The sequence below is a fragment of the Rhizobium nepotum 39/7 genome (assembly GCF_000949865.1).
GTDB classification, from domain to species: domain Bacteria; phylum Pseudomonadota; class Alphaproteobacteria; order Rhizobiales; family Rhizobiaceae; genus Agrobacterium; species Agrobacterium nepotum.
Genome location: NZ_JWJH01000005.1, coordinates 271,434 through 293,512, shown reverse-complemented (window position 1 = coordinate 293,512; position 22,079 = coordinate 271,434). Strand labels below are relative to the sequence as shown.

Below are 22,079 nucleotides of genomic sequence, written 5' to 3'. Positions count from 1 at the left end.
GTAAAATCACTTCAGAAAGAACGGAAGGCCGCGAGCCACAAAAAAGAAGACGATGATCTGACCGAGAGCCTGGAGGAAAGTTTCCCGGCCAGCGACCCGCCGGCACTCACCGGTACGACAAAAGCGACGAAGCGCGCGGCCAGCAAGACCTGACATCCGTGCGGCCCGGCAATCGATCGGGATGAGACGCCACGATCACGATCCGGATTGGGCGAGAGTGCAGCTGCACTTCGCTCTTCATGATATGTTTTGGAAGAATTGGCTCCCCGGGCCGGATTCGAACCGGCGACCTGTCGATTAACAGTCGAATGCTCTACCGCTGAGCTACCAGGGAACGTGCGCTGCTTGGCGCGGTGTGAGCGGGGTAATACAAATGCTTTTCCGATTTGCCAAGCGGTTTTTTCAAAAAAAACGCATTCATCTTGTTTTATCTCGCCGGAGTCCCGATTTTCCGGGCTTATCGACGGTCAAAAAATTATCCACAGGCCGCATGCTAAAGGGCAGTATGGAATGAAATTCGGAATAGACCACAGGACGGGTCGCCTCAATCTGGGAAAATGGAGCATCGCCATGCCGCGTTCGCGCGTTGGCAGGATCGTCACCGGCTCGGCGCTGGTGGTGGGTGGAACGCTTGGGTTCCTGCCCATTCTCGGTTTCTGGATGGTCCCGCTCGGTCTTATCGTGCTCTCCCACGATCTGCCGGCAGTTCGCCGCGGGCGGCGACGGCTGGCGGTCTGGTGGGCATCGCGCCGCAACCGCCGCGACCGCGACACCCGCAACAAAGGCCAGCGATAGGCTCAGCCGCCGATGGAACTGCTGATGCCCTGTCCGGCCCAGAAGGCGGCATAGGCGAGCGCGGTGAAATAGATCGCCGTCAGGCCAAGGAACAAATAACCGCCAAGCACCATGACGCCGTCCCTCTGGATCATGCCCGCCGACAGAAGCAGGATGGCGACGCCCGGCAGCGTGTTCGAAAAGGGAATGAAGCCGAGCGGCATCATCAACAACACGCCCGCTGTCATCAAAGCAAGACCGTTTATTCTGTTGGCGACGATGCCCGTCGTCAGCACGGGAATGCGCGGGCGGATGAAGCGATCGAGCTTCGAGACGATGGCGACGCCTTTTTTCAGCGCCGGCACCAGCTTTGCCGTTTCCATCTGCCGGTCGAGAATCCTGGCGGGCAGCCATGGCAGGCGGTTGAGGGTGATTGCGAGACTGACAAGAATGATCGCCGCGCCGAACACGGTGCTGACACCCGGAATGGAGACTGGAATGAGGAAGGGCAGGGAGGCTATCGCACAGATCAGCAACAAGCCCTGTTCGCCGATCGCTTCCATAAGCTCGCGCAACGTGATCGTCTGACCCTGCAGTTTTCCGATCAGCTTTTCGAGCGTGGCGCTGAGCTTTTCAGACGTATCAGTGAATGCCTTCGACATACCGCTTCCCGGAAGTTGTTTTAACTCCGGGTTTGATAACATTCATCCGGCCGAATGCCTACCGCCGATGGAAGATCGGTGCCTTTGCCTGCTGGCAATATTGTTCGTCCCTGCTAGTGGGAAACCCATTTGCTATAGACGCCTGCGAGAAGAACAATCAGCAGGATAGCGAGTATGACCGGATTGATCGACGTAATGAAGCCTACATAGTCCATGATAACTTCCTCCTCCTGTCCGCCACGCCTTATTCTACAACAAAAAGGCCGACTTATCTACCTAAGGATGAAATTTCGCATCGCAGCAACCGGCGGCCATCGCAGCTTGGAATTGCTCGTCTTTTCCGTTCTTCGCAATGCAAAATAAATCTTCCAACATTTGCCATTCTCTTGCGTTGTGTCTAATCCTGATCTGGCGGCTGGCCGCTCAAGCCCGCACCTGACGACAAACCGCATAACCGCCGCTGAGAGGCCTTGGCTCTACCTCGCCCCCACAATGATCTTTCCCGGGAACATGAAATGCTGAAAAACATCTACGCTTGGACGATGGCTCTTGCGGCGCGCAAGACCGCCGTGTGGTGGCTGGCGATCGTGGCCTTCGTCGAAAGCTCGGTCTTTGTCGTGCCTGCGGATGTGCTTTTCCTGCCCATGGTGCTGGCGAAGCCGAAAAAGGCGATGTTTTATGCTTTCGTCGCAACGGCGGCCTCCGTTCTCGGCGGCATTGCCGGCTGGTTCCTCGGCCATTATGCGTTCGAGAGCCTTGCGAAGCCCATTCTCGAATTTTACGGAAAACTGGACAGCTTCGAGCAGCTCAAGAACTCGGTGGACTACGAGACCATCGTTCTGCTGCTGGTGACATCGGGGTTTGCGCATCTGCCGCCGATCAAGGTCGTCACCATCCTCTCCGGTGCGGCCAATATCAGCCTCGGCCTGTTCATTATCTCGGCTGTCGTCACGCGCGGCGCACGCTTTTTCATCCTTGCCGGACTGCTGCAGAAATACGGTGAACCGGTGCGCCATTTCATCGAAAAACGCCTCGGCGCCATTGCCGCCGCGATTGCCGCTGCGCTCATCGCCGTCTATGCGGTTTATGTTTTCGTGCGTTGATCGAACGCAATTTTTTTACTCTTACAATACTGTCGCATAACTTTCAGCTTACTGTCAGAATCCACCTGTATCGGTTTCCTCGTCCAATGAGGGAACCGTTCTATTATGCGAAGATTTTGGAAAGGCTCCTGTTGGGGCCTGGGCATTGCTGTGCTTGCGACAGGCGGATATCTTTACGCCATTCAGCTTTTGGGCAATTTTCATGAGGTGGTGGCGGGACAACTTTATCGTTCCAACCAGCCAAGCGTTGAAGAGCTTGCACGCTACGCCAAGGACCATGGTATCAGGACGGTCATCAATCTGCGCGGGGCGAACGAATCCAAAGCCTGGTACAGGGATGAAGTCGAAACGTCCCGCGAGCTTGGGCTGAATCATATCGATTTTGGCATGTCTGCAAGCCAGGAACTGGATATGAACAGGGTGAACGAGCTGGTTTCGATCATGCGCGATGCACCAAAACCCATCCTCATCCATTGCAAGGCCGGTGCGGACAGGACGGGGCTGGCAACCGCGCTTTATCTCAGTCGCGTAGCGCTTCTCGGCGAAAAGGAGGCTGAAAGCCAACTTTCCGTCCGCTATGGCCATATCGGCATCCCCTATCTGTCTGAGACCTATGCCATGGACCAGACGTGGGAAAATGCGGAAAAAATGCCGATCACCGACGACTTCGCAGTTGCGTTAAACGAGTACTGATGGGGCTTAGAGCGCATCGCTCGCTACACCTCACTTGAAAAGCGGAAGGCGCAGGCCGCTCTGCCTTGCTCCAGAGCAATGGCAGCGGCCGGCTCAGTCGCTTCCCGCATCCGGCGTCCATCCGCGCGTATAGCCTTTTCCCATGATGGCAACCGCAAGGGAAAGCTGTTCCTGCAAATGCTCGATTTCGCCCAGCAGCGTTTCGACAGCCGCCTTCGCATCGCCGTCATGACACTGGATGACGTATCCGGCTATGTCGTCAGGCCGCACGGGGGTGATTTTTTCAGCATCGGACATATCGGTTGACCTCTCTTTTGTTCACTAAATGTTCTAATTTTAGCAGAGAGTCAACAAGGCAATATTCTCCGTCCTTCGACGGACACAGGCCTTACAATGACATCATATTTTTCAGGAATTTTACCGGTGAATGTTCTCGATCACAAATGGGGTGATCGAGAAAAGAAGGTCGGAGCGGGGATTCGAGCCAACGACCTCTACGGTCTGGTGCCGCAGAAACAAGCGTCAATGAACCGACTGATCTTCGCCGTCCAAGAAGCTGCGAATCCCATCTTTCTCGCAGGTGGCCAGGAATTCCTCCCAGGCGTCCTTGTCGGTAGCGAAGGGTTCGTCCCAGGTCGTGACATCGTCATGCTCGCTGATAACCTCGAGCGTCCAGTCTTGCTGGGTGCCGGCGGGCCGATGGATATCAACCAGGACAGTGATACCGTCGTCTTCAAACTCGCCTGAAAATTCTGAGTGTTCTATTTTCGTTTTTTTGGTCATCTCAGCACACCTCGTTCTCAGGCTTGGATAAACGAACACCCGAACCGGGTCTCTTAAATTCGCGCATAGCGCTGGCTACAAGGTAGCTGAAAAAATTATAGCCAGCTCTGGGGGAACTGGCTATCTATCTGTTTTTATTGGTCGGAGCGGCGGGATTCGAACCCACGACCCCTTGACCCCCAGTCAAGTGCGCTACCGGGCTGCGCTACGCTCCGAACCTGAAAGCCGTTTATATATAAGCCTGTTAGGGCGCAAGCGGAAAATCGCCTTTTCTCAAAAAAAGGGAAAAAGGCTGTGGGCCACGGGGGAAGGAGACAAAAAATTGGGGCGAATTTTCCTCGGGCGGCCCAGCCCGTCAAACGCGTGACACATCGTTTTTCTATCATTGCGGGAACCTGCCGTAGTCTTCGGCGTTCCATCGCAGCGGAATTGAAACGAAACTCAGGGAGATAAATTATGTCCGAACTCGTCGTTGTCGGTTTTGACGGAACGGAAGAGGCCGATCGGGTTCTTCTGAAGCTTGCAAGTCTGAAAAAGGAATATCTGGTCGATCTGGAGGACGCCGTGGTCGTCGTTCGCGATGAAAGCGGCAAGGTGCATCTGAAGCAGAGCGTCAATCTGACGGCCATCGGTGCAAGCTCCGGTTTCTTGTCCGGCGGCCTCTGGGGCGGCCTTGTCGGCCTGCTGTTCCTCAATCCCCTGGCGGGCTTTGCGATCGGCGGCGCAATTGGCGCGGGTACGGGCGCGCTTGCCGGTTCGTTGACGGATTACGGCATCGACGACGATTTCATCAAATCGCTCGGTGAGACCATTCCCAATGGTTCCTCGGCGCTTTTCGTGCTGATCCGCAAGGTACAGCCGGAAAAGGTGCTTGCTGAACTGGAGGGCCTGCGCGGCCGTGTCATCAAAACCTCGCTTTCGCCGGAGCAGGAAGCGCAGCTGCAAAAAGCGCTTTCCGGCGGAACCGAGCAGGTCGCCACGCCTGCGCCCGTCGCCTGAGCGGGGTAGAGAGAAGAACGCTGCGGCATGATGCATGTCGCAGCGGATCGATAATGGGCGCGGGCGGCGGCATGCAGTAACAGCGGAAGGCTTGCCGCGCCTATCCGCTCGCAACCGCCATGCCAGCGCTTCCAGCCGGAAACGACGGCTTAAACGGTCAGCGTACCGGTTTTCGCCTGTGGCCAGGTGAGATAATAATAGCGGCTGCCGACGGTGCCAAAAAACGCGTTGTCGCCAGAAATGCTGTCGACATAGGCGCCACCGGCGCTCTTGGCATAGGCCGAACCGTCGCGCTTGAGATGGTCCTTCAGAAAATCGCTCCAGCCCGCGATAGTGATTTCCGTTGCCGGTTTCGAGGTGATTTTCTTGTCCGCCTCTACGTCCCAGGCCTTTATCTTCATGCCCTCGGTCGGATCGGCGACGGTCAGCGTGCCGGCGGCCAGCGCTTCCAGCATCGCCTTGGCCTGCGCGGCCTTGCTGGGATCCTTGGACAGTTCTTCCAGCGTCCCCTTCAGGTTCTTCATGAAGCTGGCCTGCGTAATGTCGCCGGAAGGCGCCTGCGCGTCAGCGTCGTCGGTCTTCGTGTCGTCGCTGGAGGACTGCGCATATTGCGCCAGAAGTTGCGTCAGCCTCGTATTGGTGGAGGAGGGGGAGGTGTCGATCCCATAGGAGCCGAGGATCGCCGCCCGTGGCGAGGAGGTAGTAGTGGAACTGTCCTCCTGCTCCCTGATGGCCTTGAGAGCGAGCTTGGTGGCGGCGATGCGGGTGGACAGGTCGACGGAGGAGACCATTGCGCTAACTGTTTCCATGATCAGGCCCGATACACATCATGCATACTGAACCGGCTCGGCGCGGATTGTCGATCCCGCCTTTCGTCTCCTCTCATAAGGAGACCGGGTGCATCCAAGCCCTCTTAAGCTTGGGATGCACCCGATTTAATAGACGAACTTTGCGCGACGCTTGCGGACATAGGGTATACCCCTGATAAGCGGAATCGTTGGACGCGCTTTATTCTTCGGCTTCACGCACTTTTACGGGGAAATGCTCAGTTCTCCTGAACGGAAACACCGTTAGGGCCGATATTCATCTCGATCCCCTTCGGTTTGCTTTCCTCGTGCCAGACATAGGCGCCAAGCCCGGCGATGACGACGATGAGCGCGCCGATGATGAAATAGAGATTGTTGGTCTGCGTCATAGGATGTCTCCCCGTTTGACAATCATGATCGGGGGCTAAACGCATGAAATAACGCAAGGTTCCGTTAGGGTAAGTACTTTAGACGGCTGTTCGGCGGCGGCGCAGGCTTTCGCGTTTTTCCAGCGCCATGCATCCCCACAATATGCCGAGCAGCAGGAAGAAGTGCCGCCAGTGGTCGGTGTCGATGACGGCGCCGATCATCACATGCCCGACGAAGGATACCCATGAAATGATCAGGAACGGTTGCCAGGCCCGCTGGCGCAGCAGAAGCCTGAAGCCGGCGGCAATGGTCCAGCAGATCAGCGTGAGATAGATGACGAAGCCGAACCAGCCGTGCGTGGTCAGGCTTTTCAGCCAGATATTATGTTCGGCGGCGGGAAAGATGTTGTCGAACACCATGGGGCCGATGCCGAGCGGATGATCCATCGCCAGCAGGAAACCGAGATAGTGGCGGGCAAAACGCCCGAGATGGCCGCCATCATAGGATTGCACCGCAGAGGCGCGGCTCGAGAACAGGTCGGCGACCTGCTTGAATTGCAGCGCGATAATCACCGCCGCGACCATCAGCGCGACGGCGACGAGAAACAGGACGAGGATTTTCAGGCGGAACGCGGCGGTGCGCTCCTTCAGCAGCATGACGAAAACCAGGAGGACGGCGGCAAATAGAAACAGACCCCATGCCGCGCGCGAAAACGACAGGAACACGCCGAGCGACAGGATCAGCAGGCCGACGATCCGCCACGGCGCATGCATCGCCTTGCCGGAAAGCAAGCCATAGATCAGGTAAAGCGACGGCGTCACGAGGAAGGGGCCGAAGACGTTAGGATCCTGAAACGCACCCTTGGCGCGATCGTAGAGGGTAAAGACCTCGAAACCGGGAATGGCGTGAAAATATCCGATGATGCCGAGCAGGGACGTGATCAGCGCCGCCGCGAGCCAGGCCCGGAATATCAGCAGCAGCCGCTGGTGCTTGTCCTCGATGATCGCCGCATAAAAAATCGAGGTCAGCGCCAGAAAGGTCGATACGGCGAGATAGAGCGGTCCCTCGTCCAGATCGGCCATGGTGGTGAGCGAAAGATAACCGCCGACATTGAAGGCGAGTAGCATGCACAAAAGCAGCACGACGGTGCGCGAAAGGCGCAAGCCCAGCAGGAACCAGACGGCCACTTGTCCCACCATCATCAGCTCGTAGGGCGCCGGCTCGGAAATCACGAAGCCGGAAAGAAACACGCCGAAAGCGATGAAGAACGCACCGACCAGCCGCATGGCGGCAAGCGGTGCGTCAAAACCCGGTGCGTGCTGGTAATCGGCGTGGGTCAATAGGCGTTTTCCGATTTGAGCAGCCGTATCGGCGTCAGGAACAGAATCTTGAGATCGAGAAACAGCGACCAGTTCTCGATGTAATAAAGATCGTATTCGGTGCGGAACTTGATCTTGTCGCCGTGGTCGATCTCGCCGCGCCAGCCGTTGATCTGCGCCCAGCCGGTAACGCCGGGCTTGACCTTGTGCCGCGCGAAATAATGCTCCACCACCTCGGTATATTTCAGGTCGCCCGTCTGTGCGTGCACCGCGTGCGGGCGTGGCCCGACCAGCGAAAGATCGCCGTAAAGAACGTTGAAAAGCTGCGGCAGCTCATCCATCGAGGATTTCCGCAGGAACCGGCCGACCGGCGTGACGCGCGGGTCGTTTTTCGTGACGGCCTTTTTCGCCGTCGGGTCGCTGAGTTCCGTATACATGGAACGGAACTTCCAGACATTGATCGTTTCATTGTTGAAGCCGTGACGCTTCTGCTTGAAAAGAACCGGGCCTTTGGAGGTCGTCTTGACGGCGATCGCAGCACCCAGCATCACCGGCCACAGGAGGACGATGCCGATAATGCTGAAGGTGATGTCGAACACCCGCTTCGCCACCGAATCCCAGTCGCGGATCGGCTTGTCGAACACGTCGAGCATCGGCACCGTGCCGACATGGGAATAAGCGCGGGGGCGGAAACGCAATTTGTTGGCATGCGCCGCAATCCGGATATCGACCGGCAGCACCCAGAGCTTGCGCAGGAGCTGGAGGATGCGCGCCTCGGCGCTGAGCGGCAGGGCGATGATCAGCATGTCGAGCTTCGTCAGGCGGGCGAATTCCACCAGTTCCGCGAAGGTGCCAAGCTTGGGATAGCCGGCAACGACATCGGGCGAACGCTCGCTTTTGCGGTCGTCGAAAATACCGCAGATGCGGATATCATTGTCCGATTGCTGTTCAAGCGAGCGGATGAGGTCCTTCGCGGTATCGCCGCCGCCGACGATGACGGCGCGGCGTTCCATCACGCCGTTGCGGCCCCAGTGACGAATGGCGAAGCCGAGAATCAGCCGTCCGGTGAAAATGGCGATTGCGCTCGTTGCGTACCAGATGCCGAAGGCCTGCCAGGAATGCATCGCCTCGGGGAAAAAGAGGAGAAGGAAGCAGGCCAGCCCGACGAAGGACAGGCATATGGAGCCCTGAATGCGGGCGAACATCTTCAGCGGCGCGCGCAGCGTCGGAAGCTGGTAACAGTCGCCCGCCTGCAGAAGAAATACGCAGAGCGCAGCACCCAGCACGCCGCTGCCGAAAATGACCAGAAAGGTTTCGAGACCGCGATCGGCGGCAATGCCGTTGACGATGGCCGCGATGACCGCAAGCATCGAAAATTCCAGAAGCCGCAACTGGCCGATCACCATGTTCGGTGAATGGTTGCCGGCGCGCAGCTGGTTGGCGATCTGCCGTGCAAGCGGGTTGAGAATGATGGTTTCGGCTGCGAAAGGCTCCCCGGCTTCGCGCTCGGAAGCTTTTTTGCGCAATGACGCCAGATCGAATTGCAGTCTTTCCTTGTCAGCCTTGGTCATTGCTTTGGTCCGCACCCTCCAGCGTATCGGCCCGAAAACCGGAATCGATTTTCGACAGGAACGATGCGCAACTTCAAAGTGGTAGAGCATCCTCGTGTAGCGTCCGAATGGACGCACGCGCCCTACGAGCTGGAAACTAGCCGAAACATGCTAAGAAACGTTTATGATGAGTTTCTACAGGAGAACGGAATATACAATTAAAAATCGTGTTTTTAAAATGTTTCTAGAGCGAAAGCAGACCGCGATAAAGCTTCATCATGTCATTTGCCATGATCGGGGTTGAAAACTTCGCCTTGAAGCTGTCGGGGTGGGGCATGACCTGTTTTGCCCAGTCGTCGCTTTCGGCGTCCTTGACCATGATTTTTGCCAGCGCATCGGCGTCGCCCGCCGGAACTAGCGCCTCGCTGTCTTCTCCAAGAACTTCCGGAATGCCGCCGACATGCGAGGCGATAACCGTTTTTCCCGCCGCAAGCGCTTCCAGCACGATATAGGGCATAGCCTCGGCGCGCGAGGGAACCACCACCGTCGTCGCCAGTTCGAATGCCAGTCTGGCGGGCATGGCGGCATGCATGGAAATCCGCAGGGAAAGCCCGGCCTTGTCGATCATGGCCGCATATTTGTCCCGGTCCGGCCCGTCGCCGACGATCACGCCGGACATGGGCCGGCCGATGCTGCGCTCCATTCTGGCGAATGCCTGGATGAAGACATCAGGTCCCTTGAGGTCGCGCAACATGCCGATATAGAGGAAACGTGCCGCACCCTCGCGGGCGGGCACGGTTTCGAATTCGCTTTCCTGCACGCCGTTATAGATCATCGCGGTGCGGGTGCGCGGCTTGCCCACCTTGGCTTCGTAGGTCGCCTGCTCGAAATTGCAGACGAAACACAGGGCGTCGGTAAAACGCTCCTGAAACCGCTCGATCCGCAGGAACAGCTGGCCCTTCAGGCTCTTTCGGTCGTAGTGCAGGCTGCCGCCATGCGGCGAATAGAGGCGGGCTACGCGATACTTGTTCACCCGCAACAATGAGCCGATCAACCGGGCAAGAGCGCCACCCTTGGCGCTGTGCCCGTGCAGAATGTCCGGCCGCAAACTTTTGATATGGTTGTAGGACTTTATGAGCGCAGGCAGGTCCCTGGGGCTGATCGAGCGCTTGATGGGCAGGCGGGTCAGCCCCAGTTCCAGCATCGGGGCGATTTGCGCGAAAAGCCGTTCCTCATGCGCGCCGCCGGTGGAACTGTCGCAGACGATGCCGACCTTGTGGCCCTGTTTGACATGTTCTTCGATAAGATCGCGCACGTGGCGGAAGACGCCGCCGACGGGGGAGCGAAAACAGTGAATGATGCGTAGGGGAGGGCCGTCATCCGACATCTGTGCCACTCCGTTTTTCAGAAGAAGCGTTCACGCACATAGACCGTATCGCCCGCGAGAATTGGTGCGGTGATCCCGATCCGGCCGGTCATCACCTCGGCATTGATCTTGCGGGTGATATCGATATCGGCCTGGTTGGCGCGCGGCGTGAAACCGCCGGCGATGGCGATGGCGTTTTGCGCTGTCATGCCAGGCACGTAGGAATATTGGCCGGGACGACCGACTTCGCCCATGATGAAGACCGGGCGATAACGGTCGATCTCGATGGTCACATCAGGATCGCGCAGGTACCCCTGACGCAATTTCGCGGCAATGGCGGCCTCGAGCTGCGGCAGCGTCTTGCCCCTTGCGGGAACCTGCCCGACGAGCGGGAAGGCGACATAACCGGCCTGATCGACCGTATAGGTATTCGTCAGCCCGGTTTGCTCGAACACGTTGATGCGCAGCCTGTCGCCGCTATCGATGTGATAGGGTTGCAGGGCGACCTCGTGGAAAGCCTTGGGCGCGGGTTGATATGCCGCGCAACCGGAAAGGGCCGTCAGCACGGCGAGCGTCAGTGCGGTGGCATATCGTGATCCGGCGAGCGGCATCTCATTTGGCTCCGAGTCGAACTATGAGCATTCTTATCGTTCTGTTAGGGTTAATGCGCGGTAAACAGCCAGTCCCAAGGATGGTAATATCGGCTTTATTTCGTCGGCTTCGCCACAATTAACTGTTGTGTTACCGGAAAGACTTAAACTCCGCGAAAATGGCCTTCTATATTTAAGCGCCGAGGTTTGTCTCGGTTACGGAGCCTGCATGAACGGCGATCGCATTGATGACAGGGATGTGGATATCGATCTTGCGCGGCTCGTCGCTGCCATATGGCAACGCAAGGGCCGGATCGCAGCGGTAACGCTGTTGGCCGGCGGCGCCGCTTTCGTGATCTCCAGCATGATGTCGCCCGCTTACAAGGGAGAGGCGCGCGTCCTCATCGAGTCCCGTACGGCCTCCTTCGGCGCATCGCAGCAATCGAACGCGCCCGCCGAGCCTGTGCTCGATGAACTGACCATCTCCAGCCAGGCGCAGATCCTGCAATCGGTCGACCTTATCAAGCAGGTCGCCAAAGACATGAAGCTCTATGAGCTGGAGGAGTTTGACCCGGAGGCGCGTCCTTCCCTCGTCTCGAAGCTGCTGGTCGGCGTCGGCGTCAAGAAGGACCCGCTTCAGGTGCCGCCCGAGGAGCGCATTCTGAAGGCGTTCCGAGAAAAATTGCAGGTCTATCAGGTCGAAAGCTCGCGCGTCATCACCGTCGAATTCTCTTCCGAGGATCCGAAGCTTGCGGCCGCCGTCCCCAACGAGATGATGAAGGCCTATATTGCGCTGCAAAGCGGCGCGAAACTGGACACCAGCACGGAGGCGGCGCGCTGGCTGGAGCCGGAAATAACCAGTCTGCGCGAAAAGGTGCGCGTGGCGGACAGGAAGGTCGCGGATTATCGCGCCTCGTCCGATATTCTGTCGGCGGGGCAGGGCGAAACGCTCGCCACCCGTCAGCTCAGCGATATTTCGACCGAACTCGGCCGTATCCGCGGGGAGCGGGCGAATGCAGAGGCGCGGGCGGAAGGCGTGCGCAACGCGCTTTCGAGTGGCCGCCCGCTCGATACCTTCCCCGATGTCGTTGCTTCGCCGATGATCCAGAGATTGAAGGAAAGCGAGGCTGCCATGCGCAGCCAGATTTCCGACCTGTCGTCCTCGCTGCTGGAGGGCCATCCGCGCATCAAGGCGCTGCGCAGCCAGCTTGACGGCATAGAGCGGCAAATCCAGGAAGAGACCCGCAAGGTGCTCGCAAGTCTGGAAAACGAGGCTGGTGTATCCCGCCTGCGGGAACGGCAACTGGTCCAGCAAATGAACGTGCTTAAAACGGAAAGCGTGCGCGCCGGCGAACAGCAGGTTGGTTTGAACGATCTGGAGCGTGAGGCCTCGGCCCAGCGGCAACTTCTGGAAACCTATCTCGCCCGTTACAGGGAAGCGACGTCGCGCGCCGGTTCAGTGGATTCCACGCCCGCCGATGCGCGCGTGATCTCGACGGCGGTGGAGCCGCGCGAACCCTATTTCCCGAAGACCGGGGCGATCACCATCGTCGTCACGCTGGCGGCTTTTCTTCTCTCCTGCATCATTGTCATGCTCGTGGAACTGTTCACCGGGCGAGCATTGAAGCCGGTGGGCAAAAACCATGTTCCGCCGCTGTCCGATCCGCCGCCGCCAAAGCGCGCTATTGTCGATACGGACGAAACCACGGATATTTCGGAACAACCTCTGCCATCCCGTCATGAAGACGCGCGGCCCGCTGTCCGGGCCATGCCCGCCGCTGCGCGCCAGCCCGTCGTCGAGCAGGAACCGCAGATGCCGATCATGGCCGCAGCTGTCGCATCGGCTCTGCCGGTAGAGGAAGCAGTGACTGCGAAAGAGGAATCCGCAAAAGAAGAGACCGAAAGCGCCGATGATTTCTCGATCGATGCCGTCGCTTCGTTTCTGGCGACCCGTCTTGCCAAATCCGTTGCCGCCGTCGTGTCTCCGGCCGGTGATAGCGGCTCGACCACCACCGTCATGCTGGCCCGCGCCTTGTCCGAAATGGGCCGGTCGGTCATTCTCGTCGATATGACGGCGTCGGCCTCTCCGACGCGCCTGATGGCGCCCGAGGCCGGGCTGCCGGGTGTCATGGACCTTCTGGCCGGCGCTGCCGCCTTTGGCGAAACCATTCACGGCGACCGGCTTTCCGACGCCCATATCGTGCCGCGCGGTAATGCGCAGCCGCGCGAGGCCATGCGCGCCATCGACCGCCTGACGATGATCCTCAGCGCGCTTTCTGACGCCTATGATACGGTCCTTGTGGAATGCGGCGCGGTGCAGATATCGAGCCTCGAGAAAATGCTGCGCAATCTGCCGGCGGAAATCATCGTTTCCGTTTCCGGTAATGATGGCGCGCTGCTGGAAAAGACCCTGGGAGAACTGGTCGCCCATGGCTATGGACAGGCATTGCCGATGACCGGAATCCGCAAGCCGGACCGTTTGAGCGCCGCCTGACAGGCTGCGGGCGGTATTACCTGCTCAGTCGGTGGCGGTGTCCGGCCGAGGTCGTCCGGCGCGGAAACGCTGAATGAATGCATAAAGCGCCGGATTGGATTTGATCAGGCTTTTTGTCCGGGCGATGGCGACATAGGCGAAGGCTGCGGCGCGACCCTTCAATGTCACCGGCAGGAATATATCGTGCTGCACGGTGGAGTGCGGACACCAGCTACGCTTGTAAAGCTGGTCGCCGACACCGAAATCGAAGATCGCGGCTTTTTCGCCGCAGGCCCGCTCGATCATCAGCCAGAACAGCAATTCGCCGGGGCTGAGTTCCGAAACCGTCTCGTCGATCGAACCGAACTGGCAGATGATATGATCCTGCTTACGCGAAAGGCCCGATATGGCGGCGATGATGCCTTCGTTTTCGCCATGCAGACGAATGGCGTGCAGTTCCATCAGGCTGTCCGTCTCCGTCTCCGGAAAAGCAGCCAGATCGTGGAAAAAATCCTGAACCGACTGATCGCGAAAAACATTCGGAATGCCCTGTGAGGCGAAACGTGCAGCCTTCTGCCGGAAGAAAACCCGAAGCAATTCGCATTTTTCCCCCGGCGAGCGGGCGATGACGTGTGTGTAACCGCCCATCTCCGCAGCCCGGCGGCTCTGGATGCGGAATTTCTTCCGTCGCCGCTTCCCGTTGATCTGACGAAGCGTGTTTTCGAAACTCTCGAGCAGGGGCAGCTGGAACGCCGGGTTCTGGTTTTCGACGGATGCCAGATGCGAGAGCGGGTTGATCCGGCCGCGCCAGATCAGCGGTATGTTCTGCAAGGCGAGAATATCCGCCCGGCCACGCAGCAGCTTTTGTGCCTCCCGGGCAATGGCGGCCGCCGTTTTCTGCCCGGTCTCTTCGGCGAAGGAAGGGTCGAAAAGCCCCGTGTTGATATTGTTGAAACGACCGCCAGGAAACCGCGCCTTGCGGATGCCGCCTTCCAGAACGATTTCGAGCGGCAGCAGGAAGACGGTCTTACCGTTCTGTCTGCCGCGAATGATCAGGAGGGGCGTGCCCTGCGTTCGCGTCCAGATGGAGCACCAGCCGAAACCCTGATGCAGCGAATTGAGAGGGTCGCGCTCCAGCCGCTCCCAGTCCAGACGGATGGTCGAGGCGTCGTCGACGAGGTCGATAGCCAGACGATCAGCACCGCGCCGCTCGTTTTGAACGGCAGCTGGTCCATTGTCCTTGATGACTGTGACCGGCCCCTCAGCCGCCATCCACTCTCTCCGGTTGTTTCCGTCGGACTATATCGCTGAGCGGCAAACAATAGGTTTATAAAATTGCGACCTGCGGATGTCCCGTCACAAGCCGGTACCTATCCCTGCTTTTTCGATCCGGCCATCCATTTGATGACCAGCATGGCGGGCAAAATCCACAAAAGCCCGCTCAGCACGAAGTAGGCGAGATGTACCCACCAGGGTGATTGCGCCAGCGTCGCCGATGCGATGGCCGTCGCCGCCACGGCATAAATGACGACGAGGCAGATGATGACGATGGTGCCGATGAGCGATCTGAGGCGAGGGTGCATGAAATCTTCCGTAACCGAGCATGTCTCCCAAAAGTGTCATCGGTTTTGGGAAAAAGACATGCGTAAAACAAAAAATCTAGATCGTCGTGGTGATTCGAAGAAGAGACAGGACGATCTAATGTCTGGCGCAACTATACCGCCGCGACCGGATGCCGCAAACCCTAAGGTCTTGTTTTGTGGTGCCGGTTGGGGCTAATCAACATGACTGTATGATGGAGACCCGAAAGATGCGTTCGAGCGGCATGGCGATGGCAAATGGTTCTGCGGAAATGGTGGTGGAGGCTGCCCTGCGGAAACAGGAGAAGGACCGTCGCCTGCTGCGCATCTGGCTACGTGTCATCCTCTTCACGCTTTTCTGTCTCGTGCTTGTCGGCGGCGCGACACGGCTGACCGAATCCGGCCTGTCGATTACAGAATGGAAGCCGATCCATGGCGCCATCCCGCCGCTTTCCGTTGCCGAATGGGAAGAGGAATTCCAGCTCTACAAGCGCATTCCCCAATATCAGGAAATCAACAGGGGCATGTCGCTCGACGAGTTCAAGACGATCTTCTGGTGGGAATGGGCGCATCGCCTGCTTGCCCGCGCCATCGGTGTCATCTTCGCCCTGCCGCTCGCCTTCTTCTGGCTGACCGGCCGGATCGAAAAGCGCCTGCGTCTGCCTCTGATCGGCCTTCTGGCGCTCGGCGGTTTCCAGGGCTTCGTTGGCTGGTGGATGGTGTCTTCCGGCCTCGTCAACCGCACGGATGTCTCGCAATATCGCCTCGCCACGCACCTGACGATCGCCTGCCTCATCTTCGCGGGCTGCATGTGGATATTGCGCGGCCTGTCGTACCATTCGCCGGAGGCTGCCGATGAAACCACCGGCCGTCGTTTTGCCGCGCTGCTGACTTTCCTCTGTCTGTTCCAGATCTACCTCGGCGCGCTGGTGGCGGGGCTGAATGCCGGCCTGTCCTACAATACCTGGCCGCTGATGGACGGTTCCCTGGTGCCGGGCGATCTTTTCCTGCAACAGCCCTGGTGGATCAACCTGTTCGAAAACCCGAAGACGGTGCAATTCGTCCACCGTCTCGGCGCCTACACGCTGTTTGCCGCCACCTTATGGCATATGGTGTCCCTTGCCCGCGCCTTGCCCGGCACGCCGCATGCGCGCCGCGCCGTGCTGTTCTTCGTGCTGATCTCCATTCAGGCGGCGCTCGGCATCACCACGCTTCTGATGCATGTCGATATTCATGTGGCGCTCGCCCATCAGGGCATGGCACTGATCGTTCTCGGTTTTTCGGTCGCCCACTGGCGCGGCTTCATCGGCGAATATCCGGCGCCCGTCGCGATTGAGGTCAGGGACTGACCTCACCTAAAACTGGGTCAGCACCGTCTTGATGGTAGCGGCGACCGCCAACTCGTCATCGCGCTCCTGCGCATTGCCGTCTTCTTCGTGCCATGCCGCCGAAAGACAGCCGTAAGCAAAGGCATATTGCAGAAGCACCCGTTCGTCCCGTTTGAGCGCTTTCGCAAAAATCGACGCCATGGAAGCGATGCGTGCCTCGCTGCGTGTCAGATCGAAGCGGTCGAGCGGATTGGAGAACATATTGGCGACGTCGAGCGCGGCATCGCCGATCAGGCCGGCCGGGTCGATGATGATCCAGCCACGCGCACTGCGCATGATGTTTTCGTGGTGCAGATCGCCGTGCAGTGGCCGGATATCGCTTTGGCTGCCGATAAGCTCCTGCGCGAGCGCGGCGGCCTCGACATAGGGGCCGTCCACGCCGTCGCTGCGATCCTGTTCAGCTTTGCGGAACAGGCTTTCGAAATATTGCGGCAATGTCAGCAGGCTCGATGGCGGCGGCACTTCCGACGGGCGGTGATAGTGCAGGAGAACATCCGCGGCAATTGCAGTCGCGGCATCGTCGTCGCCGTCGCGGAACAGCACGTCGCGCAGAGTCTCCGAGCCGGCATGTTCCATGAGCAGAATGTCGTCGGAACGGTCGAGCAGCGTCACGCAGCCGACGCCCGCCCGCCATTCGATGAAATCCGCGCCACGAAGGCTGTCTTTGAGAACCTTGTGTTTCAGCGCCTTGGCGACGGCAAGGGAACCATCGCCAAGCGTCACCTCGTAAACCACCCCGGCCGGCGTATCGGCGATCTGCTTTGCGGCCTCGATATTCCACGAGGCCGGAAAAGAGGGGGTGGCCGAACTCATGCCGACAGCATCAGTTCCATGTTCTGAACCGCCGCACCGGAAGCGCCCTTGCCGAGGTTGTCGAGCAGCGCGACGAGATTGATGTGCTCGCCACCCGGCGTGCCGAACACGAACAGCTTCATCGTGTCCTTGCCCACCAGTTCCTCGGCATCGATGCGGGAAAGCCCCTTGCTTTCGGCAAGCGGAACGACGCTGACGATATCCTGTCCCGCATAATGGGCGGTAAGTGCGGCATGCACGGTCTCGATGGTCGTGCCTTCCCTAAGGTCGGCGGCAAACAGCGGAACCTGCACGATCATGCCCTGCGGGAAACGTCCGACGGACGGCGCAAACAGCGGCGCGCGGTCCAACTGGCCGTGAATGGTCATTTCCGGCACATGCTTGTGGCTGAGCGTCAGGCCGTAGAGGAAATTATTGGCGCTGATCGCGTCGTCCCGGCCCTGATCTTCCATCTGCGCGATCATCTGCTTGCCACCGCCGGTGTAACCGGAGACCGCATTGACGCTGACCGGGTAACCGTCCGGCAGGATGCCGCTAGCGCGCAGCGGACGCAGGAGGCCGATAGCGCCGGTCGGATAACAGCCCGGATTGGCGACGAAGCGGGCGGAACGGACCTTTTCGCCCTGTTCCTTGTCCATTTCGGCAAAACCGTAAGCCCAGTCCTTATGGATGCGATAGGCGGTCGAGGTGTCGATGATGCGGACATTGTTGTTGCCGGCCACCATGGAGACGGCTTCTCTGGAAGCATCGTCCGGCAGGCAGAGGATCGAAATGTCGGCGTTGTTGAGCATATCCTCGCGCATCGTCGCGTTGCGACGCTCGGCCTCGGGAATGGACAGCAGTTCGATATCGCGGCGACCGGCAAGGCGCGTGCGGATCTGCAGACCCGTGGTGCCGTGTTCGCCATCGATGAAGATCTTCGCTGTCATATCCTTGTCCTGCCTTTTCAAAGGGTTGCGAGTGCAATCGGAATCAGTTTGGCAAGTACCGTTTTTATCGTCAGCCAGCCTTCGCCAGCCGTTCGGCACGCAAGCCAAGCATATACATCGCAACGGTGGCTCCGGCAATGGCGGTGATATCAGCATGATCGTAAGCGGGCGCGACTTCCACCACATCGGAACCGCGAATATCGAGTTGGCCAAGCCCGCGCAGGACGGATAGGACCTTGGCGCTGGTCGGCCCGCCTGCGACAGGCGTGCCGGTTCCGGGCGCGAAGGCGGGATCGAGGCAATCGATATCGAAGGTCAGATAGGCAGGCATACTTGCCGTATGCTTGACGATCAGCGCGGCTATGTCGCTCGCCCGCATCTCCTCCACCTCGTGACCGTGGAGAATGCGGATGCCGAAATCCTCCGGCGCATGGGTGCGGATGCCGATCTGGATCGAGCGGTCGGCATCGATCAGCCCGTCGCGCACGGCGCGGGTCACGAAGGAACCGTGGTCGATGCGCTTGCCGTCGTCGAACCAGGTGTCCTGATGTGCATCGAATTGCACCAGCGCCAGCGGGCCGTGCTTTGCCACATGCGCCTTCAGAAGTGGCCAGGTGATGAAATGGTCGCCGCCGAGCGTCAGCAGATAATCCGTCTTGGAGATGATCTTGCGCGCTTCCTTTTCGATCGTATCAGGCGTTTTCCAGTGATTGCCATAATCGAGCAGGCAGTCGCCGTAGTCGATGGTCGGCATATGGGCGAAGAGATCGCGCGCGAAGGGATATTGTGGGTCGTTGTCGAAAATCGCCGAGGCGCGGCGGATCGCTTGCGGCCCGAAGCGGGCGCCGGGGCGGTTGGACGTCGCCGCGTCGAAGGGAATGCCCCACACGGCCGTCGATACACCCTTGAGGTTCTTGGTATATTTACGCCGCATGAAAGAAAGGACGCCCGCATGGGTCGGGTCGGTCGCAGCCGATGTTAGCGTTGCGGCGGTGAAGGCATGGTCGATGGTTTTGATGGCCATTATTTATCCGTCTTTTCGGCGAGATCGGCAAAGTTGCGGATTTTGATCGAACGACCGTCGAAACGTGCGACGATCTCCAGCTCACCGCCCATCGCCTCAATAAACCTGCGTAACGTTCCGACATACATATCGGCCCGTTTTTCAAGTTTCGCGACGGAGCTTTGACCGATGTCCAGCGCCTGCGCTATTTCGTCCTGAGAGAGTTTCAGCGCCCTGCGAACGTCCGCAAGGTCCATTTCTTCTTCCAGGCGATTTGCTTCGTTTTTTGATCTAACACGCGCATCATCCGACATCCGGCTGCGCAATTGTGCGAAACTATGCCTACCGCTCATCGTGTTTCTCCTTTTCAAGCTCCGTCAGATGCTCGTCATAAAGTGCATCGGCAATCGGGATCATGCGGTCATAAAACCGTTTGTCGCCCGTCTTGTCGCCGCCAATCAGCAGGATTGCCATTCGGCGGGGATCGAAGGCATAAAAGATCCGCAACGGCTTTCCGCCGCTTTGGATACGCAGTTCGCGCATATGCGCATGTCGTGATCCGTGAATGCCGCTCGAATGGGGAAACGGCAGGCGGGGGCCGCGCTCTTCAAGTTTCTGAACATAGGCGTCGATACTGATGTGTTCGCTCTCTTCAAGCGTTTCCCACCATGCTCCGAATTCATTCGTATACTCGACGACATAGCTCATCAGGTGATATTATTCCCTTGAGGGAATAATTCAAGATGAGGCGGGTCGGCAAAATAAAAAAAGGCGGAGCCGAAGCCCCGCCTTTCGAATTGTTGAACGAACCGTTCCGAGAAGCGATTAACGCTTGGAGAACTGGAACGAACGGCGGGCCTTGGCCTTACCGTACTTCTTACGCTCGACAACGCGGCTGTCGCGGGTCAGGAAGCCACCCTTCTTCAGAACGGGGCGCAGGCCCGGTTCGAAGTAGGTCAGCGCCTTGGAAACACCGTGACGCACGGCGCCGGCCTGGCCGGAAAGACCGCCGCCAGCAACCGTTGCGATGATGTCGAACTGGCCGGCGCGGGCAGCTGCAACCAGCGGCTGCTGGAGGATCATCTGCAGAACCGGGCGTGCGAAATACGCGGTGAAATCGCGGCCGTTGATGATGATCTTGCCAGAACCAGCCTTCACCCATACGCGGGCTACGGCGTTCTTGCGCTTGCCGGTCGCGTAGGAGCGGCCGAGGGTATCAACCTTGCGGACGTGCACGGGAGCCGAAGCTTCCGATGCCGGGGCGAGGTCTTTCAGAGAGGAAAGATCGGCCATTATCAGGCGCTCCTTACGTTCTTCTTGTTAAGCGCGGCCACGTCGAGAACGGTGGGCTGCTGTGCTTCGTGCGGGTGGTTCGAGCCTGCGTAAACGCGCAGGTTTTTCATCTGGCGACGGCCGAGCGGGCCGCGCGGGATCATGCGCTCGATGGCCTTTTCAACAACGCGCTCCGGGAAGCGGCCTTCGATGATCTGGCGAGCGGTGCGCTCCTTGATGCCACCCGGGTGACCGGTGTGCCAATAGTACTTCTTGTCGGAGTACTTGTTGCCGGTGAAGGCAATCTTTTCCGCGTTGATGACGATGACGTTGTCGCCATCATCGACGTGGGGGGTGTAGGTAGCCTTGTGCTTGCCGCGCAGGCGGGTTGCAACGATGGTGGCGAGGCGACCAACAACGAGGCCTTCGGCGTCGATGATGATCCACTTCTTCTCCACCTCAGCAGGCTTCTGAACGAAAGTAGACATAGGTTTGACTTTCTAACGTGGACCCGTGATCCTCTTTTTTGAACAAAGAGCAAACGGGCGTTTCTTGTTGCTTGGTTTGGCTGCCGCAAGGCAACCGCAAATGACCATATTCCATGGGAATCCGATCTGGCGCGCTTATACGGTGAAGCGGCGGAAGCGTCAATATGACGGCTTTGGCAGGCGTTAAAAATAAACAAATAAAAACAATGGCTTATTTGTGTGGTAATATTTTACCTCACAAAAAAGACCCGTTTTAACCCAGTCGCATGACCAGAACGCCCGCCGCGATGATGCCACCGGCAAGATAACGCCAGGTGCTGGCGCGTTCTTTCAGGATCACGACGGAGATTACCAGCGCAAACAGAATGGAGGTTTCCCGCAGCGCCGCAACGACCGCGACCGGGGCCTTGGTCATGGCATAGAGCGCCAGCCCGTAGGAGAGAATGGAGCCGCCGCCGCCGATCAGGCCGCGCCACCAGTTTCGCCGCACATGCCGCGCAACGGCGATGACGCCGCGCTGGTAAAAGGCGAAACCGAAGAGCAGCACGGGCGGTAGGAGCGACATCCACAGCGTATAGGAAATCGCGTTGCCGGAAAGCCTGGCGCCGACGCCGTCCACGAAGGTGTAGGAGGCGATCACGAAGGCATTGATGAGCGCAAGGACGATCGCCTTTCCGCCGCCGCGCCGCGCCTCGAAGGCGAGGGTGAGGATGCCTCCGGAAATGATGGCGATCCCGGCAAGCGCAAGCGGACTTAGAACTTCGCTCAGGAACAGGCTGCTTGTCGCCGCGACGATCAGGGGCGCCACGCCGCGCATGACGGGGTAGACAAGGCCGATATCACCGATCGTATAGGCGGCGGCGACAAGACGGAAATAGGCGAATTGCAGGACGGCGGAGGCAATGAGGAAGGGAATGGCGACCGGCGCGGGAAACGGCAGGAACGGCAGGAAGGGTAACGAGCAAGCCGCTGCCCCCGCCGCGATCAGAGAGGCGTCCAGAGACTTGTCGGATCCGGATTTGACCAGCGCATTCCATCCGGCATGCAGTATCGCGCCCAGAAGCACCAGAATAAGAATGTCAAATGTCACGATTAGAGACTCGCTCGCGGGCTACTTTA

The 22,079-nt window shown here is 58.8% G+C and carries 25 protein-coding genes, 2 tRNA genes and 1 pseudogene; 7 read left to right on the top strand and 21 right to left on the bottom strand.

Annotated features, from left to right (window positions below; genetic code table 11):
- Positions 1 to 153, top strand: a pseudogene (locus RS75_RS27050) (DUF2934 domain-containing protein); the annotation flags it as partial.
- Positions 154 to 259: 106 nt separating this feature from the next.
- On the opposite strand, the gene RS75_RS07365 reads toward RS75_RS27050, so the two are convergent.
- Positions 260 to 334: transfer RNA gene (locus tag RS75_RS07365), tRNA-Asn, on the bottom strand.
- A 176-nt stretch (positions 335 to 510) separates the two neighbouring features.
- Between RS75_RS07365 and RS75_RS07360 the strand changes: the two genes are divergently transcribed.
- A complete protein-coding gene (locus RS75_RS07360) occupies positions 511 to 795 on the top strand; it encodes a hypothetical protein (protein WP_045018770.1) in 285 nt (94 codons plus the stop codon).
- A 2-nt stretch (positions 796 to 797) separates the two neighbouring features.
- On the opposite strand, the gene RS75_RS07355 is transcribed toward RS75_RS07360, so the two are convergent.
- Positions 798 to 1,436 (bottom strand): exopolysaccharide biosynthesis protein, encoded by a 639-nt coding sequence (locus RS75_RS07355; RefSeq protein WP_045018768.1) that lies wholly within the window; start codon positions 1,434 to 1,436, stop codon positions 798 to 800.
- Positions 1,437 to 1,951: 515 nt separating this feature from the next.
- On the opposite strand from RS75_RS07355, the gene RS75_RS07350 reads away from it, so the two are divergent.
- Together RS75_RS07350 and RS75_RS07345 are read left to right on the top strand one after the other, a co-directional pair.
- Positions 1,952 to 2,539 carry a YqaA family protein gene (locus RS75_RS07350; protein WP_045018766.1) on the top strand — a complete coding sequence of 196 codons (588 nt, stop codon included), beginning with the start codon at positions 1,952 to 1,954 and terminating at the stop codon, positions 2,537 to 2,539.
- A gap of 138 nt (positions 2,540 to 2,677) precedes the next feature.
- Positions 2,678 to 3,232, top strand: a complete 555-nt coding sequence (locus RS75_RS07345; RefSeq protein WP_045018838.1) for a dual specificity protein phosphatase family protein — start codon at positions 2,678 to 2,680, stop codon at positions 3,230 to 3,232.
- Between the two features lie 93 nt (positions 3,233 to 3,325).
- Here the strand turns inward: RS75_RS07345 and RS75_RS25500 are convergent, their stop codons facing one another.
- The 3 genes from RS75_RS25500 to RS75_RS07330 form a co-directional block, all read right to left on the bottom strand.
- Positions 3,326 to 3,529, bottom strand: a complete 204-nt coding sequence (locus RS75_RS25500) for a hypothetical protein (RefSeq protein ID WP_084686544.1) — start codon at positions 3,527 to 3,529, stop codon at positions 3,326 to 3,328.
- Positions 3,530 to 3,754: 225 nt separating this feature from the next.
- The gene (locus RS75_RS07335; protein ID WP_045018762.1) at positions 3,755 to 4,015 is read right to left on the bottom strand and encodes a hypothetical protein; all 261 of its coding nucleotides are present in this window, start codon (positions 4,013 to 4,015) and stop codon (positions 3,755 to 3,757) included.
- Positions 4,016 to 4,153: 138 nt separating this feature from the next.
- Positions 4,154 to 4,230: transfer RNA gene (locus tag RS75_RS07330), tRNA-Pro, on the bottom strand.
- Positions 4,231 to 4,471: 241 nt separating this feature from the next.
- On the opposite strand from RS75_RS07330, the gene RS75_RS07325 reads away from it, so the two are divergent.
- Positions 4,472 to 5,014 carry a DUF1269 domain-containing protein gene (locus RS75_RS07325; RefSeq protein WP_045018760.1) on the top strand — a complete coding sequence of 181 codons (543 nt, stop codon included), beginning with the start codon at positions 4,472 to 4,474 and terminating at the stop codon, positions 5,012 to 5,014.
- Positions 5,015 to 5,163: 149 nt separating this feature from the next.
- Here the strand turns inward: RS75_RS07325 and RS75_RS07320 are convergent, their stop codons facing one another.
- From RS75_RS07320 to uppC, 6 genes are all read right to left on the bottom strand, one after another.
- Complete coding sequence (locus tag RS75_RS07320) at positions 5,164 to 5,805, bottom strand: hypothetical protein (protein ID WP_045018758.1); 642 nt, start codon at positions 5,803 to 5,805, stop codon at positions 5,164 to 5,166.
- Positions 5,806 to 6,059: 254 nt separating this feature from the next.
- The gene (locus RS75_RS26865) at positions 6,060 to 6,209 is read right to left on the bottom strand and encodes a hypothetical protein (RefSeq protein ID WP_045018756.1); all 150 of its coding nucleotides are present in this window, start codon (positions 6,207 to 6,209) and stop codon (positions 6,060 to 6,062) included.
- 78 nt (positions 6,210 to 6,287) lie between these two features.
- Positions 6,288 to 7,529, bottom strand: coding sequence for a polysaccharide biosynthesis O-antigen ligase family protein UppF (gene uppF, locus RS75_RS07310; protein WP_045018753.1), 1,242 nt, complete (start codon positions 7,527 to 7,529; stop codon positions 6,288 to 6,290).
- Complete coding sequence (uppE, locus tag RS75_RS07305) at positions 7,526 to 9,079, bottom strand: polysaccharide biosynthesis glycosyltransferase UppE (RefSeq protein ID WP_045018752.1); 1,554 nt, start codon at positions 9,077 to 9,079, stop codon at positions 7,526 to 7,528. Before uppE ends, uppF begins: the two co-directional genes overlap by 4 nt.
- A gap of 223 nt (positions 9,080 to 9,302) precedes the next feature.
- Positions 9,303 to 10,445, bottom strand: a complete 1,143-nt coding sequence (gene uppD / locus RS75_RS07300; RefSeq protein ID WP_045018750.1) for a polysaccharide biosynthesis type 4 glycosyltransferase UppD — start codon at positions 10,443 to 10,445, stop codon at positions 9,303 to 9,305.
- Between the two features lie 17 nt (positions 10,446 to 10,462).
- On the bottom strand, positions 10,463 to 11,035 hold the full coding sequence (gene uppC / locus RS75_RS07295; RefSeq protein WP_045018748.1) for a polysaccharide export protein UppC: 573 nt from the start codon (positions 11,033 to 11,035) through the stop codon (positions 10,463 to 10,465).
- A 208-nt stretch (positions 11,036 to 11,243) separates the two neighbouring features.
- On the opposite strand from uppC, the gene uppB reads away from it, so the two are divergent.
- The gene (gene uppB, locus RS75_RS07290; RefSeq protein WP_045018746.1) at positions 11,244 to 13,508 is read left to right on the top strand and encodes a polysaccharide biosynthesis protein UppB; all 2,265 of its coding nucleotides are present in this window, start codon (positions 11,244 to 11,246) and stop codon (positions 13,506 to 13,508) included.
- 24 nt (positions 13,509 to 13,532) lie between these two features.
- Here the strand turns inward: uppB and uppA are convergent, their stop codons facing one another.
- Together uppA and RS75_RS07280 are read right to left on the bottom strand one after the other, a co-directional pair.
- On the bottom strand, positions 13,533 to 14,759 hold the full coding sequence (uppA, locus tag RS75_RS07285; RefSeq protein ID WP_045018744.1) for a polysaccharide biosynthesis GNAT family N-acetyltransferase UppA: 1,227 nt from the start codon (positions 14,757 to 14,759) through the stop codon (positions 13,533 to 13,535).
- A 98-nt stretch (positions 14,760 to 14,857) separates the two neighbouring features.
- A complete protein-coding gene (locus RS75_RS07280) occupies positions 14,858 to 15,070 on the bottom strand; it encodes a DUF2842 domain-containing protein (protein ID WP_045018742.1) in 213 nt (70 codons plus the stop codon).
- Between the two features lie 242 nt (positions 15,071 to 15,312).
- Between RS75_RS07280 and RS75_RS07275 the strand changes: the two genes are divergently transcribed.
- Entirely contained in the window at positions 15,313 to 16,416 is a 1,104-nt protein-coding gene (locus RS75_RS07275) for a COX15/CtaA family protein (RefSeq protein ID WP_045018836.1), read from the top strand.
- A 6-nt stretch (positions 16,417 to 16,422) separates the two neighbouring features.
- On the opposite strand, the gene RS75_RS07270 is transcribed toward RS75_RS07275, so the two are convergent.
- The 8 genes from RS75_RS07270 to RS75_RS07235 all read right to left on the bottom strand — a co-directional run bounded on the left by RS75_RS07270 (position 16,423) and on the right by RS75_RS07235 (position 22,050).
- Positions 16,423 to 17,268, bottom strand: coding sequence for an aminoglycoside phosphotransferase family protein (locus tag RS75_RS07270; RefSeq protein ID WP_045018739.1), 846 nt, complete (start codon positions 17,266 to 17,268; stop codon positions 16,423 to 16,425).
- Positions 17,265 to 18,197, bottom strand: a complete 933-nt coding sequence (gene argC / locus RS75_RS07265; protein WP_045018737.1) for an N-acetyl-gamma-glutamyl-phosphate reductase — start codon at positions 18,195 to 18,197, stop codon at positions 17,265 to 17,267. Before argC ends, RS75_RS07270 begins: the two co-directional genes overlap by 4 nt.
- Before the next feature lie 70 nt (positions 18,198 to 18,267).
- Positions 18,268 to 19,221: an agmatinase gene (speB, locus tag RS75_RS07260; RefSeq protein ID WP_045018735.1), complete on the bottom strand. Its 954-nt coding sequence runs from the start codon at positions 19,219 to 19,221 to the stop codon at positions 18,268 to 18,270.
- Complete coding sequence (locus RS75_RS07255; protein WP_234704234.1) at positions 19,221 to 19,514, bottom strand: XRE family transcriptional regulator; 294 nt, start codon at positions 19,512 to 19,514, stop codon at positions 19,221 to 19,223. Before RS75_RS07255 ends, speB begins: the two co-directional genes overlap by 1 nt.
- A 28-nt stretch (positions 19,515 to 19,542) precedes the next feature.
- Entirely contained in the window at positions 19,543 to 19,908 is a 366-nt protein-coding gene (locus RS75_RS07250; protein ID WP_045018731.1) for a type II toxin-antitoxin system RelE/ParE family toxin, read from the bottom strand.
- Positions 19,909 to 20,025: 117 nt separating this feature from the next.
- On the bottom strand, positions 20,026 to 20,493 hold the full coding sequence (gene rpsI, locus RS75_RS07245; protein WP_045018729.1) for a 30S ribosomal protein S9: 468 nt from the start codon (positions 20,491 to 20,493) through the stop codon (positions 20,026 to 20,028).
- Between the two features lie 2 nt (positions 20,494 to 20,495).
- Positions 20,496 to 20,960 carry a 50S ribosomal protein L13 gene (rplM, locus tag RS75_RS07240; protein ID WP_045018727.1) on the bottom strand — a complete coding sequence of 155 codons (465 nt, stop codon included), beginning with the start codon at positions 20,958 to 20,960 and terminating at the stop codon, positions 20,496 to 20,498.
- Positions 20,961 to 21,213: 253 nt separating this feature from the next.
- Positions 21,214 to 22,050, bottom strand: coding sequence for an EamA family transporter (locus tag RS75_RS07235; protein WP_045018725.1), 837 nt, complete (start codon positions 22,048 to 22,050; stop codon positions 21,214 to 21,216).
- Positions 22,051 to 22,079: the final 29 nt, after the last annotated feature.